The organism is Melioribacter sp., from assembly GCF_049325435.1.
Classification (GTDB): Bacteria; Bacteroidota; Ignavibacteria; order Ignavibacteriales; family Melioribacteraceae; genus Melioribacter; species Melioribacter roseus.
In genome coordinates this window covers 1-14,606 of sequence record NZ_JBMOLD010000007.1, presented here as the reverse complement: position 1 = coordinate 14,606, position 14,606 = coordinate 1, and the positions used below count along the sequence as shown (strand labels likewise).

General features: G+C 42.6%; 13 protein-coding genes and 1 tRNA gene. 9 read left to right on the top strand and 5 right to left on the bottom strand.

Going from position 1 to position 14,606, the window contains the following annotated elements:
- Complete coding sequence (locus tag ACOYVE_RS04850; RefSeq protein WP_014855317.1) at nucleotides 1-648, bottom strand: redox-sensing transcriptional repressor Rex; 648 nt, start codon at nucleotides 646-648, stop codon at nucleotides 1-3.
- 120 nt (nucleotides 649-768) lie between these two features.
- Here ACOYVE_RS04850 and ACOYVE_RS04845 point away from each other — a divergent pair, with 120 nt between their 5' ends.
- The gene (locus ACOYVE_RS04845) at nucleotides 769-2,103 is read left to right on the top strand and encodes a glycoside hydrolase family 1 protein (RefSeq protein ID WP_422881036.1); all 1,335 of its coding nucleotides are present in this window, start codon (nucleotides 769-771) and stop codon (nucleotides 2,101-2,103) included.
- A gap of 1 nt (nucleotide 2,104) precedes the next feature.
- Nucleotides 2,105-3,238 carry a glycosyltransferase gene (locus ACOYVE_RS04840; RefSeq protein ID WP_014855319.1) on the top strand — a complete coding sequence of 378 codons (1,134 nt, stop codon included), beginning with the start codon at nucleotides 2,105-2,107 and terminating at the stop codon, nucleotides 3,236-3,238.
- Between the two features lie 37 nt (nucleotides 3,239-3,275).
- Here the strand turns inward: ACOYVE_RS04840 and ACOYVE_RS04835 are convergent, their stop codons facing one another.
- The 3 genes from ACOYVE_RS04835 to ACOYVE_RS04825 form a co-directional block, all read right to left on the bottom strand.
- Nucleotides 3,276-4,859, bottom strand: a complete 1,584-nt coding sequence (locus ACOYVE_RS04835; RefSeq protein ID WP_422881035.1) for an alkaline phosphatase family protein — start codon at nucleotides 4,857-4,859, stop codon at nucleotides 3,276-3,278.
- Nucleotides 4,860-5,481: 622 nt separating this feature from the next.
- Nucleotides 5,482-5,745 carry a GIY-YIG nuclease family protein gene (locus ACOYVE_RS04830; protein WP_422881033.1) on the bottom strand — a complete coding sequence of 88 codons (264 nt, stop codon included), beginning with the start codon at nucleotides 5,743-5,745 and terminating at the stop codon, nucleotides 5,482-5,484.
- 43 nt (nucleotides 5,746-5,788) lie between these two features.
- Nucleotides 5,789-5,863 (bottom strand) — tRNA-Asn (locus ACOYVE_RS04825).
- Between the two features lie 248 nt (nucleotides 5,864-6,111).
- Here ACOYVE_RS04825 and ACOYVE_RS04820 point away from each other — a divergent pair.
- From ACOYVE_RS04820 to ACOYVE_RS04790, 7 genes are all read left to right on the top strand, one after another.
- A complete protein-coding gene (locus ACOYVE_RS04820) occupies nucleotides 6,112-7,791 on the top strand; it encodes an acyl-CoA mutase large subunit family protein (RefSeq protein ID WP_422881032.1) in 1,680 nt (559 codons plus the stop codon).
- Between the two features lie 12 nt (nucleotides 7,792-7,803).
- Entirely contained in the window at nucleotides 7,804-8,223 is a 420-nt protein-coding gene (gene mce, locus ACOYVE_RS04815; RefSeq protein ID WP_014855323.1) for a methylmalonyl-CoA epimerase, read from the top strand.
- A 14-nt stretch (nucleotides 8,224-8,237) separates the two neighbouring features.
- The gene (locus ACOYVE_RS04810; protein ID WP_014855324.1) at nucleotides 8,238-9,797 is read left to right on the top strand and encodes an acyl-CoA carboxylase subunit beta; all 1,560 of its coding nucleotides are present in this window, start codon (nucleotides 8,238-8,240) and stop codon (nucleotides 9,795-9,797) included.
- Nucleotides 9,798-9,804: 7 nt separating this feature from the next.
- On the top strand, nucleotides 9,805-10,215 hold the full coding sequence (locus tag ACOYVE_RS04805; protein ID WP_014855325.1) for an OadG family protein: 411 nt from the start codon (nucleotides 9,805-9,807) through the stop codon (nucleotides 10,213-10,215).
- Between the two features lies 1 nt (nucleotide 10,216).
- Nucleotides 10,217-10,660 carry an acetyl-CoA carboxylase biotin carboxyl carrier protein gene (locus ACOYVE_RS04800; RefSeq protein WP_014855326.1) on the top strand — a complete coding sequence of 148 codons (444 nt, stop codon included), beginning with the start codon at nucleotides 10,217-10,219 and terminating at the stop codon, nucleotides 10,658-10,660.
- Nucleotides 10,661-10,663: 3 nt separating this feature from the next.
- Nucleotides 10,664-11,827 carry a sodium ion-translocating decarboxylase subunit beta gene (locus ACOYVE_RS04795; RefSeq protein WP_014855327.1) on the top strand — a complete coding sequence of 388 codons (1,164 nt, stop codon included), beginning with the start codon at nucleotides 10,664-10,666 and terminating at the stop codon, nucleotides 11,825-11,827.
- A 192-nt stretch (nucleotides 11,828-12,019) separates the two neighbouring features.
- Nucleotides 12,020-14,080: an alpha-amylase family glycosyl hydrolase gene (locus tag ACOYVE_RS04790; RefSeq protein WP_014855328.1), complete on the top strand. Its 2,061-nt coding sequence runs from the start codon at nucleotides 12,020-12,022 to the stop codon at nucleotides 14,078-14,080.
- Here ACOYVE_RS04790 and ACOYVE_RS04785 read toward each other — a convergent pair.
- Nucleotides 14,064-14,396: a hypothetical protein gene (locus ACOYVE_RS04785; protein WP_014855329.1), complete on the bottom strand. Its 333-nt coding sequence runs from the start codon at nucleotides 14,394-14,396 to the stop codon at nucleotides 14,064-14,066. The genes ACOYVE_RS04790 and ACOYVE_RS04785 overlap by 17 nt on opposite strands.
- Nucleotides 14,397-14,606: the final 210 nt, after the last annotated feature.

Sequence of the window (14,606 nt, the reverse complement as noted above, 5' to 3'; positions counted from 1 at the left end):
TCATATAATGGATGCTTTCGAGAGTTTGTGAGTCAATACCGCTAGAGACTGCGATAATTGAGCGTTTTCCACGATTATGTTTGCCGGCACTTTCAGATGCACCGGAGCAAAGTTCCAGATGCCTATTACCCCTCCTTCAATCAGCATATCGGCAATTTCCTGAGCTGCTTCTGCGGGAGCGGTAATAATTCCCAGATGAATATGCATTCTCTCAGCCATCTCGGTCAGTTTGCCGACGGGGAGAATTTTGATTCCGTCGATTCTTTTTCCGATTTTCTTCGGGTCGTTGTCGAATGCCGCTACGATTTCGAGGCCGTATTCCTTAAAACCTTTATAGCCCAGCAGAGCGCTGCCGAGACTTCCCGCACCGACAAGGAACGCTTCGTTTTTGTTGTTCCAGTTCAATGCATTTAATAGCGACTGTAACAATTCCTTAACTTCGAACCCGAGTTTGGGCTTTCCGACAATTCCCGTAATACTCAAATCCTTACGCACCTGAATCGGGTCGAGGTCGAGCGCGGAGGCTATAAAACTGCTCGACACGTACTCTTCCCCCTTTCCCGTTAAATTTCTAAGGATGTCGATATACCTCGGCAGCCTTTTGAGCGTCGGTTCGGGAATTGTAATTGTTTCTTTTTCCAATACCATAAGACACCTATCGATATTTTTTTATCGATACAAATATATCGATATATCTTTATCGAGTCAAGCTTCTTAATATTTTTTTAATACTGCCTTAATAATCCCTTAATAACCGAATGCTATTTTGTGGCGGATAAAAAGCCGTTCCGAATAAGGCGGCATATTACGACATTAACTCAATACGGAATTCTGATGTTTTTATGGGGAAGCGCGACATCTTCTTTTCAAATTGAAGGGAATATAAAAAACGACTTTACGGATTACGAACAGAAGCTCGGATATCCGCCGTACGAAGAAGGTTCCAATCACTGGAAAATGTGGAAAGATGATATCGATATGATAAGACAATTGAATCAGAACGCATACAGATTTTCAATAGAGTGGTCGCGACTCCAGCCCGAGCCAAACACAGTATCTCTGGAAGCGCTTAACAGATACGACGCAACAGTCGACCGTCTGCTAGAAAAAGGCATCGAACCGATGATAACGCTCCACCATTTCGCGCATCCATATTGGTTTCACGACGTTTCTCCATGGCATACAGGCGATTCTGTTAAAAGATTTCTCGATTATTCCGATTTAATTTTCAGCCGCCTGGCAGACCGGGTAAAATACTGGATAACGTTCAACGAGCCGGTTGTTTGGTCGCTGGCTGCTTATGCCGACGCCAAGTTTCCTCCCGCTTTAAGCGATCTGAATTTGACGATGAAAGCGCTCTTTAATATGATGAAGGCGCACGCCGGAGCCTACGAAATTCTGAAATCTTACAATTCCGAAAGTTATGTCGGAATAGCAAAGCATTTTATTATTTTCAAAGAGGCGCGTGAATGGTTTTATCCCGACAAGAGTATAGCCCGGAGAATCGACAACTTTTTCAACTTTATGCTTCTCGACGCTTTTATTACCAATCGAATTACTGTCAATTTTCCTCCTCTGCTCAAATTCGACAAGCCGATAAACCTTAACAACAAAATCGATTTCTGGGGCATTAATTATTATTACCGGCTCCATACCAAATTCAAACTGAATCTTAAGAATCCCTTCTTACTCTATGTTAAGGATCCCGCTACCGATACGGGCTGGGAAATATATCCGAAAGGTTTAAAGAAAATAATAAAACTGGTTTCGCGTTACAATAAAGAAATAATTATTACAGAAAACGGGATTGCCACAGGGAACGACCTCGTCAGGAAAAAGTTTATTAAAAAACACGTAAAAATCGTAAGAAAGCAGCTGGAAAAAGGATATAAAATCAAAGGCTACTTCTACTGGAGTCTGATGGACAATTATGAATGGCTCCACGGCAAATCAAAAAGATTCGGATTGGTCGAGGTCGATTACGAGAACAATTATAAGCGGACAATCCGACCGAGCGGGCATTATTACGCCGGCTTAATCGAAAAATTTTTCCACGACCGCAAGCGCGGAAAAATCAACGAAAAAAAATCGACAGGAGCCTGAAATGGATTCAGTTATATATTTACTTGTATTGCTTCCCGGTTTGCTCTACGGTTTGGCTTCACTCTATTTCATCAAAAGCGCTCAAAAGAGCAGACCCGTTTCACTTTTAAAAAAAGGAGATCTGCCATCCGTAACTATATTGAAGCCTGTCAAAGGAATCGACGACAATCTGGAAGATAATTTAAGCTCGTTTTTCGAGCTTGATTATCCGGATTACGAAATAATATTCGGCGTCGATTCCGAAGACGATCCGGCCGTTTCAATTATCGAAAGAGTGATGAAAAAATACGATCACATAAACTCGCGTCTCGTAATAGACGGTCGTAATTCGGGACTCAATCCGAAAGTTAATAATCTTATTAACATGCATCCTTACGCAAACGGAGATTTGATTCTCATAAGCGACAGCAATACGAAATGCGATAAAGATTTTCTTGCCTATTTAACCCCTCATTTCGAAGATAAAGAACTCGGTTTGCTGACAGCGACAATACGCGGTTACGGCGAAAACAACATTGTATCGGCGATGGAGAATATCCATCTGAACGCATTCGTAGCCCCGAGCATTTTCGCCGCTTCGGCGCTGGCCGACATTCAAATTACAATAGGCAAAGCAATTCTTATTCGCAAAGAGGCGTTAAACGCCGTAGGAGGATTCAAAGCTTTTGCCAACTATCTCGCGGAAGATTTTATGATGGGCAAAAAGGTTAAAGAAACCGGATTCCGCGTAATGACCTCGCCCGTTACAATCGACAACATAAACGAAAAAATTCCGCCGGAAAAATTCATCAATCGTCACAGTCGCTGGTCAAAAATGAGATTCAGAATAGCTCCTTTCTATTATTTGCTAGAGCCGTTAACAAATCCCGTCGCTTTGGGATTAGTCCTCCTTCCGTTCTTCAACGGAGTTTTATTTTATTTTATATCGTCTGTATTTATTAAAACGCTCCTGGATTACTTTATTGCCCGTCGGACAAACAACGATCATAAATTTTACGCTTATCTACTCATTCCCTTAAAAGACCTGCTTATTTTCGCAATCTGGCTTATGCCTTTTTTTAATTCGAAAATCAAATGGCGTAATAATGTCATGGTAATAAAAGAAGAATCGATCTTGCAACCTGGTGCTAATTAAAACGGCCGCATAACAATCCGAAAAAAAACGATGGAAGCTATCGAGCAAATTTAATTACTTTTCCGGAGGCTGCGGAAGGCAATTTCAGACCGAGATAGTTTGCCAAAGTAACAGCAATATCTTCTATATAAACTTCGCCGTCGTATCCGCCGCTGACGATTCCAGGTCCGCAGAAAAAGAGAGGAATCGAAACGTCGTAATTCCATGGCGTGCCGTGCTCGGAACGGTTGTAGAAATTGCCGCCGCCGGGAATTTCCGGCTCGAAAACTATGTACAGATTGCCCGACCTCTTGTGACAATACGAGTTTATTACCCTTGAGGAAATCATATTCAAAAGAAGATTATTCCGCTCTATCTCGGACGATGTATATACGTCGTAAATTCCGTTCTTATTTCTCAGATATTCTTTAAGAAGTATTTCAACGTCTTCTACTTTCAGACCGTTATTTTTAATAGCGTCTTCATTCAAATAAATATTCGGCATAATAATTTCTTCTACGGCGTCGAAATCAACGTTCAACTTATCTTTAACATAATCGTTGCATAACGACTTCAAATTTCCGGAGCGTCTCCGTTCCGGTGTCGAGTTTTTATTTCCGTTCGAAGGGACGAATGAATCTTTTGCTCCGTGGTCTGCGGTCAAGGTAATAAGTACGTTATTCATTCCCGCGTATTTATCGAGGAAGTCGATTAAGCCGGCAATCAGTTTGTCGAGCCTGTATATCTGGTCTTCAAATTCGATCGAAGAATTGCCGAAGTAATGTCCTATTTTATCCGTTGACGAAAATGAAATCGAAATGTAGTCTGTATGTCCGCCTTTGCCAAGGCGGTTTTCCATTATAATAAACTTAGCCAATTCAAAAGTGAGCGAATCACCAAGCGGAGAATTCAGAATTGCCGACGGTTCGGACTGTTTTTCAAAACGCGCCAGACCGAATTTCTCCGTCTGTCTTTTATCCGCATAATTAACGTATTTCTCCGGATCGTAGAGAGGTTTCCATGAATAACCGGAAAAATTATCGAACTTAATCTCGTCGTTAAATTTATTTAGAAAATCGGGGGCTTTATCGTAATAATATGCGCTCGTAATAAATTTTATCGAATCGTCATCCATCCAGAAGGCTTTGCCGAAATGCCCGGCAAGGAAAACCGCTCCCCTGTCCTTTTGAGATACGCCGAAAATTTTTGCATTGCCCGCTTGCGAAATATAAATTTCATCCGAAAGAGTAGAGCCGATAAGATTAAGAGGCGATATAACCCCGCCGTATTCGGCGCAGTAAACTTTCTTTTTTGAAATCCTGTCGTACCAATCGTTGTTTACAATTCCGTGATATGCCGGGACGGAACCTGTTGCAATCGACGCGTGTCCCGGTCCGGTTGCGCTGCGGGCGTATGAAATTTTTGTATTGCCGAAATAACGTCCATTCTTTTTCAAATAGTTGAATCCTCCTTCGGATAAATTTGCCGAATATTTATCGAGCTGGTCGGCTCGCAACTGGTCAACGACAATTTGAACTACAAGTTTAACTTTGACGGGCGCCTCGTCTTTTCCGTAGCCGTAAGTTTGCGGCAAAATCAGGAGAAGAATAAGAATGAGAAAGCGTATTATGTTTTTAGTCATTTGATCACCTGAAATTTATAAACGCAATATAAGATATCAATATTAAGATAACATTAATTCGGCGTAATTAATTCTTTAATCCGTAGAAACCGCTATAAAATAGTTAATCCCAAAATCTAACCAATGTGCCGACTTGATAACGGAAAGATTACAAGGACATACAAACTTCTAAGGCGCGATATTATTATAAAACAGCTTTAACAAAGAAGAAAAAATTCCGATGGAGTGACATAATTATTACGTTGAATATTATGATAAAAAACCTCCGCGATGTGAAATAAGAATTGCGCATTAATTATGTCACCCGTCCCGGGTTTAATATTCCCAATCTTTATCATCAGTCTATAAAAATGCCAACCCTCCGGGTTTGGCGTATTTTCATATAATTGATACCGAATCAAAAAAAACATAATCAACAAACGCTGAGAACGTGAAATAATTTTAATACAAAATTCAATTGAGAACAAAACACCGAAGGCGTAATATTATTGTAATACAGCCTTAACACAAAAGAAATAATCCCGGAAGGATGACATTATAATAAGCCTCACCATCAAATAAAAAAAGCCCCTGTTGAATTAAGGGGCTCTATTTTATCTTGGCTCCGCGTGCAGTCCGTTAGCTAACGGATCGAACCTGTAACCCTGCGGTTTATGTAATTCCATATAAACTCCCTGCCCTTTTGACTCTTCAATTGCCTCTCCCGTTTTAGAGCTTCCAGACGAGTGGAATATTCTTCTGTATAAATTACTTCCCAGGGCATATATCTTCTCGTGTAAGTTGAAATTCCGTTGTTATGTTCCGATAATCTTCTCTCGAGATTTTCAGTTTGTCCTATGTAGATTTTGTTAAATCGACGGGAATATAATACATACACTGTATACATAAATAAAAAAGCCCCTGTTGAATTAAGGGGCTCTATTTTATCTTGGCTCCGCGTGCAGGACTCGAACCTGCAACCCTGCGGTTAACAGCCGCATGCTCTACCATTGAGCTAACGCGGAATTTTTTTAAGAACAAGTAAAAAAATCGAGTCAAAAAATAGAGTTTATTCTGACTTTTGTCAAGTATAAATATGAAAAAAATATCTGGTATTTTCCATTAATTGACTTTATCTTTCTAAAATATGAGAAGTTTATCTCTAATTAGTGACGTTATTGTCTTTTTTTGACCGCTTATCGAGTCCCGTTCCAGTCAATAAAAATACGGCACGCTTATTGATGCAAAGTTTATTCTTTTTAAGGAGTAAAAAATGGATCTGGCAGAACTGAAAAAGAAAATCGAAGAAACCTATGCAGACTGGGAAGAAAATTACTACAAAAAAACCGTGGAACGATTCCCGGAAAGGCAGCCTGAATTCACAACGCCTTCTTTTACAAAAATAAAACCTCTCTATACTCCTGACGACTATTCGCCCGAGAATTACGTCGAAGAAATCGGATATCCGGGCAGATACCCGTTTACACGCGGCGTCCAGCCTACAATGTACAGAGGCAGACTCTGGACAATGCGCCAATACGCCGGTTTCGGCACGGCTCGCGAATCTAACGAAAGATACCGCTATTTGTTGTCGCAGGGACAGATGGGATTATCTGTAGCCTTCGACTTGCCAACGCAGATAGGATACGACAGCGACGATCCGATGGCGCTCGGCGAAGTGGGAAAAGTCGGCGTTGCAATCGACACTCTTGCCGATATGGAAATTCTGTTAGATCAAATTCCGCTCGATAAAGTCTCGACTTCGATGACTATAAATGCGCCCGCGTCGGTTTTGCTTGCAATGTATATTGCTGTGGCAGAAAAGCAAGGGGTATCCAAAGACAAACTGAGCGGAACAATCCAAAACGACATTTTGAAAGAATACGTCGCGCGTGGGACTTATATCTTCCCGCCGAAACCTTCGATGCGTCTCATAACAGACATATTCAAATATTGCTCTGCGGAAATCCCGAAGTGGAACACAATCTCGATATCGGGCTACCATATAAGGGAGGCGGGCTCGACTGCAGCTCAGGAAGTAGGATTCACTCTTTCCGACGGAATTGCATACGTCGAAGCTGCAATCAATTCCGGTTTGAATGTTGACGATTTTGCCGGTCAACTTTCATTCTTTTTCAATTCTCACAACGACCTGCTGGAAGAAGTGGCTAAGTTCAGAGCCGCCAGACGACTCTGGGCTAAAATAATGAAAAACCGTTTCAAAGCGGTAAAACCGAAATCGATGATGCTCAGATTTCACGCTCAAACCGCCGGTTCGGCTTTGACAGCTCAGCAGGTCGACAACAACATCATACGCGTTGCGGTTCAAACCCTAGCGGCAACGCTCGGCGGCGCTCAGAGTCTCCATACGAATTCGCGGGACGAAGCCCTCGCTCTTCCAACCGAAGAATCGGTTAAAATTGCGCTGCGAACTCAGCAGATTATCGCTTACGAAAGCGGAGTTACAAATACAATCGATCCGCTTGCCGGCTCGTACTACGTGGAGTCTCTAACAAATCAAATCGAAAAAGAAGCCGAAGAATATATCAAGAAAATCGATTCTTTGGGCGGAATGGTTTCCGCAATTGAGCTCGGTTACGTCCAAACTGAGATTCAAAAATCCGCTTACAAATACCAGCAGGAAGTTGAAAAAGGGGAACGTATTATTATCGGAGTAAATAAATTTGCCGAGCGGGAAGAACATAAAGGCAAGTTACTGAAAATAGACGAACGCGTTCAGCAAGAACAGATTGATTTTCTGAGAAAAATCAAGTCGGAACGCGACAACGTTCTGGTAGAACAAAAATTAAAAGAATTAAAAACGGCAGCCGAAACCGATTCCAATTTAATGCCTTATATTATCGATGCTGTTAAAGCGTATTCGAGTATAGGGGAAATTTGCAACACGCTCCGATCAGTCTTCGGAGAATACAAAGAACAAGTAATAATCTAACTGGAGGCAAAAATGGAAATTACTCATATCGAACATATCGGCATTGCCGTTAAAAACCTCGAACAGGCTATTAAATACTACGAAGAGGTGCTCGGTCTGAAATGTTATTCGATAGAAGAAATAAGAACGCAAAAAACTCGCACGGCCTTTTTTATGGTAGGACAAACGAAAATCGAACTGCTCGAATCGACGGAGCCGTACGGTCCTATCGGCAGATTTATCGAAGCCAAAGGCGAAGGCATCCATCATATTGCATTTGCCGTTAAAAATTTGCCTGAAGCTTTGAAAGAAGCCTCCGAAAAAGGAATAACTCTGATTGACGAAGAACCGAAACTTGGAGCCGAAGGATTGAAGATTGCCTTCCTTCATCCAAAATCCACACGGGGCGTTTTGACCGAATTGTGCGAACATCCCGAAAATGAAAATAAATAAATTGGTTTAATAGAATGCCGATAAGCGAAAAAATAAAAGAATTGATGGAAAAGCGGGAAGAAGCCCGGCTCGGCGGCGGCAAATCCCGTATCGAAGCTCAACACAGCAAAGGCAAACTGACAGCCCGCGAGAGAATCGAACTCCTTCTCGACGACGGCAGCTTCGAAGAATTCGACATGTTTGTAACTCATAGAACTACCGATTTCGGACTGGACAAAAAATCGTATCTCTCAGACGGAGTTGTAACGGGTTACGGCACAATCGACGGCAGACTGGTCTACGTATTTTCGCAGGATTTTACCGTATTCGGCGGCTCGCTCTCGGAAACATACGCACAGAAAATTTGCAAAATAATGGATAAAGCTCTCAAGATGGGAGCGCCCGTAATCGGAATTAACGACAGTGGCGGTGCGAGAATTCAGGAAGGCGTTCGCAGTCTTGCAGGCTATGCCGATATATTCCAGAAAAACATTCTTGCATCCGGCGTAATACCTCAGATTTCGGCAATATTCGGTCCCTGCGCAGGCGGAGCGGTCTATTCGCCTGCATTGACAGATTTCACAATAATGTCGAAAGGCTCCAGCTATATGTTCGTTACAGGGCCGAAAGTGGTTAAAACCGTAACAGGCGAGGTTGTAACCGAAGAAGAACTCGGCGGAGCGATGATTCATGCCTCCAAATCGGGCGTTACGCATTTCGTTGCGGAAAACGAAGAAGAAGGAATAATGCTAATCAGAAAACTGCTCAGCTATCTGCCGCAGAACAATCTGGAAGATCCGCCGGTAATTCAATGCGACGACCCGATCGACCGCGTGGACGATTTTCTGAATGAAGTTATTCCCGAAAATCCGAATAAACCGTACGACGTAAAAGACATAATCCATTCGATTGTGGACAACAACGAATTTCTGGAAGTCCAGAGATACTACGCTCCGAACATTGTAATCGGCTTTGCGCGTTTCAACGGAATGCCTGTAGGAATCGTAGCCAATCAACCGAATTACCTGGCAGGAGTACTCGACATAAACGCTTCGAGAAAAGCCGGCCGATTCGTCCGCTTTTGCGACGCTTTTAATATTCCGGTTGTAACGCTTGTGGATGTGCCCGGATTTTTACCGGGCACGGCTCAGGAATACGGCGGAATTATTCTTCACGGCGCAAAGCTCCTTTTTGCATACGGCGAAGCCACCGTTCCCAAGATTACGATCATTCTTAGAAAGGCATACGGCGGAGCTTACGACGTGATGGGTTCGAAACATTTGAGAGGCGATATTAATTACGCCTGGCCGATTGCCGAAATTGCCGTCATGGGTCCTCGCGGCGCAATCGAAGTTTTGCACAACAAAGAAATTTCAAAAATCGAAGACGACGCCGAAAGGTCTCAGTTCATTCTTCAAAAAGAAAAAGAATATAAAGATAAATTTGCAAATCCGTACGTTGCGGCTAAATACGGCTATATCGACGACGTTATCGAGCCCCGGAATACGCGGTTCAGAATAATCAGGGCTCTCCAGTCGTTATCGACCAAAAAAGACACAAATCCGCCAAAGAAACATTCGAATATTCCATTATAGGTGAATCATGTTTTTGTTTGCTTTTCAGCAGTCGGCAATAGATACATTAACGCGCGGCAGAATAGAACAGAACGCTGAAAAATTCAGTCAACTCGACGCATACGGAATCGGGCTGACTTTCATCGGTATGGCGGTCGTCTTTTCGTCCCTCCTGCTGCTCTACATCGTGTTTTATAACCTGACCAAAGCAATAAACAACCGAATAAAGAAGAAACAAACGCAGAGCGAATCTAAATCGGAAAACGCCGAATTAACGGGAGAAGTAAACGCCGCTATTTCGACGGCGATTTTTCTTTACCTGAACGAACTTCACGACAAAGAAAACATGGTGTTGACGATTAACCGCGTTGCGCGCGTTTATTCGCCTTGGAGCTCAAAAATTTACGGCTTGCGGCAATATCCACGTTCGAGAGGTTAATATGAGAAATTTTAAGTTTACAATTAACGGCAATAATTACGAGGTCGAAATTTTGAGTTTCGAAGACAACATCGCCGAACTGGAAGTAAACGGAACCCGCTACAGGGTGGAACTCGAAAAGAAAGTACAGACGCCCAAAACGCCCAAACTCGTACGAAGCGTAGCGGCTCCGAGCACAGACATCGACATTGCCACTAAAAAAACGAGCAAACCGGCGGAAAGAAAAGGCGCGGGATTGATTAAATCGCCTTTGCCGGGCGTTATTTTGTACGTCTACGTTAAAGAAGGCGACACTGTCAAAATAGGCGATAAACTTCTTACTCTCGAAGCGATGAAAATGGAAAACAACGTAAACGCAGATAAAGAAGGTAAAATTACTGCCGTAAAAGTAAAACCCGGTGATTCAGTACTGGAAGGCGATATTTTAGTGGAGATAGGGAGCTAAACTATGATGGAGTTTTTCAAATTTATCGGTCACGGTTTCGATATTTTCATGCAGTATACGGCGTTCGCAAATGTAACTGTCGGACATTTGATAATGATTACGGTTGGTTTGATATTCATTTATCTTGCTATCACGAAAGAATACGAGCCCTTGCTTCTGGTTCCGATCGGATTCGGAATTTTAATCGGCAATATACCGTTTGCAGAAGCGGCAAATCTAAAAGTCGGAATTTATGAAGAAGGCAGCGTTCTCAGTTATTTGTATTACGGGGTAACACACGGCATTTATCCTCCGTTAATTTTTCTGGGTATCGGCGCAATGACGGACTTTTCGACTTTGTTGTCGAATCCCAAGTTAATCATACTCGGCGCCGCGGCGCAAATTGGAATTTTCGGAGCTTATACTATTGCGCTGGCCTTGGGATATCTTCCTCAACAGGCGGCGGCAATAGGCATTATCGGAGGCGCCGACGGTCCAACGGCAATATTCCTTTCGGCAAAACTTGCCCCCGAATTAACAGGCGCAATTGCAATTTCCGCATATTCATATATGGCGCTTGTGCCGGTAATTCAACCGCCGATTATGAAACTTCTTACCACGCCGAAAGAACGCACAATCAGAATGAAACCGCCGCGCCAGGTTTCGAAATTGGAAAAAGTACTTTTTCCGATTATAGGACTCCTGCTTACGTGTTCAATAACCCCTTCAGCAATTCCGCTTTTGGGAATGTTGTTTTTCGGCAATTTATTGAAGGAGAGCGGAGTTACGAAAAGATTGGCTGAAACGGCGAGAGGAGCATTGATCGATATTGTTACAATTCTAATCGGTCTGACTGTCGGAGCTTCAACCCAGGCAACTACTTTTCTGACCGCTAAATCGGTCGGCATCTTCGTACTCGGCGCGGTTTCGTTTATTATTGCAACGACGGGCGGAATTCTTTTCGTTAAATTTCTCAATTTATTTTTGAGCGATAAGAATAAAATCAATCCTCTTATTGGCAATGCGGGAGTATCCGCAGTTCCGGACAGCGCCCGCGTTTCCCAAATGGTGGGATTACAATACGATCCGACCAACCATCTTTTAATGCATGCCATGGCGCCCAATGTGGCGGGAGTTATCGGCTCGGCTGTTGCAGCTGGTATTATGTTGTCGTTCTTCGTGGGATAATTATTTACTTCTTTTTCTCACCTTCGATTTCTATCTTTGACGATTGAAAAGCGGAGATCTGTTTTCCGCTTTCCTTTAATATTGCAATAAAAAATCATTTATTATAAATAAACTAATCGTGTTCAAGAATTATATTTTTTATTCGATAATTAATCACGACACGTTATCGTTCCGTTAAGAAAGGATTATTAAATGTTTGTTATAGACAACAAGCCTGAGGTAAAAGAAAAAAAGCTATCCGAATTTCAAATCAGATATCGGGAATTAGACCGCTATTACTCCGAAAAAGAATTAGGCTCCGTAGTTAAAGAAGGCGCAACCATATTCAGATTGTTTGCCCCTTCGCCGGTTCAGGTTAGACTCTGCGTTTTCGAAAAACCCGAGGATTCTTTCTGCCGCGAATATTTTATGGAACGCGACGACGACGGCGTTTGGGAAATTCTGATCGACGAAGATCTGACCGGAAAATTTTACGGTTATAAAGTTTATCATGAAGGCGAAGACATATCAAATCCCAACAAGCCGATATGCACCGATCCTTATTCGAAAGCGGTAGCGACTTTTACTACTTATCAAAACCCCCGACGCTCAATTGTAGTAAAGCAGAAAGATTTCGACTGGGAAGGAACGGAATACGTTCATCGCGATTGGAGAGACTTGATAATCTACGAATGCCACGTCCGCGATATGACGATCGATAAAACTTCCGGAGCAAAAAGTCCCGGCACTTATAAAGGGATGGTCGAGCGGGACATTAAGGGCGGATTGAATTATATCAAATCGTTGGGCGTTAACGCAGTAGAACTTTTGCCCGTTCACGAATACGGCTACTGCGAACTACCCTACGGCACAATCAAAAACGGCGTTATTAACAACATCAATCCTTACGAAAGGAATCACTGGGGTTATATGACCGCCGCATATTTTGCGCCCGCCGCATACTATTCCGAAAATTCGCCCTCCTTCCGATGGAACAGATGGATCGGCAAGAGCGGAAGGCAGATTGAAGATTTCAAGGAAATGGTCAAAGCCTTTCATAAAGAAAACATTGCCGTCATTCTCGACGTGGTATACAATCATTTTTCCGAATACGAACTCGGCAATCTGAAACAAATCGACAAAGAATATTATTTCAGGCTCGACGAAAACGGCAATTTCGAATCGAGAAGCTGGTGCGGCAACGACTTAAAAACAGAACGCCCGATGGTCAGAAGGTTAATTATCGAAAGCCTGCTTTACTGGATGACAGAATATCATATCGACGGTTTCAGATTCGACATTGCGACGTTAATCGATTGGGAAACAATCGAACGTTTTACAAACGAAGCCAGAAAAATCAACCCTGACGTTATTCTAATAGCCGAGCCGTGGGGCGGAGGCGCTTATAATCCCGGAGGGTTTTCCGACAGAGGCTGGGCTGCCTGGAACGATCAGATTCGAAACGGAATAAAAGGAGAAAATCCCTTTAACGGCAAAGGCTGGATTTTCGGCAAATGGTACGGCAACAATTCTCCCAAAAGAATTAAAAGTTATGTCAACGGGACATTGAGGCGCGACGAATACGGAATTTACAACAAAAAAGAGCACTCCGTTAATTATATCGAATCGCACGACAATTATACGCTCGGGGATTTTATAAGAATTGCCTCCGGCGAAGTTGACGCCCATAAAATAATCAAAAACGTCGACGAATTCGTCAGGCTTTCCCCCCGCCAGCTAAAACTGAACAAACTTGCGGCTCTCTTCCTTCTTACATCTCAAGGGATGATAATGATACACGAAGGTCAGGAATTCGCGCGTTCGAAAGTGATTCCTTATAATATCAAAGCGCCCGATCCGCGAAAAGGCACAATGGACAACGATTCTTACAACAAGGACAATAAGACAAATTACATAAATTATGCTCAAGCCGAAACAAATAAAGAACTGCTCGATTATTACAAAGGTTTGATAGAGATACGCAATAAATACGAAGCATTCAGAAGAGCAAATTACAACGACATTGCGTTTTTCGACCACGTCAAAAGCGAATTCGGACTGGCATACCTGCTCAAATACGGAGAAGAACATTTTACAGTATTATTCAACGCCGAGCAGGAAGTAAATCTTGAATTCCCTCTCCCGCCCGGCAATTGGGAAATATTGGCTAACGACAAACAGGCGGGCGTTAAAAAATTGGGCGAGGCATCGGGCAATATTATTGTGCCGCCTGTTTCCGGGTGTATTTTAAGGATGATTAGAGATCGAAGCTGAATCCGGACATTATCATGTAATTTGTAATTGCTTCGCCGTTTAATCTGAACACATTTAGTTTGAACTCTACAATTAAAGCCAGATTTCCTTTCATGTGTTGAACTATCCCGGCGCCGAACCCCGTCAGAAAAGTATATTCCGTAACCTCTCTGCCATTAATGGCGGCGACGTATACCGGATAACCTTCGAAAGCGAGTATTTCGTTCTCGTATTTGTTATAAGTTATATAAGAAACGCCCATTTCCATTTCGAGGAAAAACGAGACTGTTTTGACCGTATCCATTTCTCTGCGCAGTCCGAGCCCGAACAGATACATTTTATGATCGTTTTCGTTGAACGAGTTATAGATTTTATTGTCTACTATAGCGTGAACGACATTTTGATTCCACCAGTAATTGCCCGCTAAGTTATTCCGTTAAAAGTCAACAGAGAAAATTGACCTATTGTTATGTCAATTTTGATTTAGAGCCATATAGTTCTTTGACATGTTGAATAAGTTTTCTTAAGTTTCCTCAGGAAAACAGTG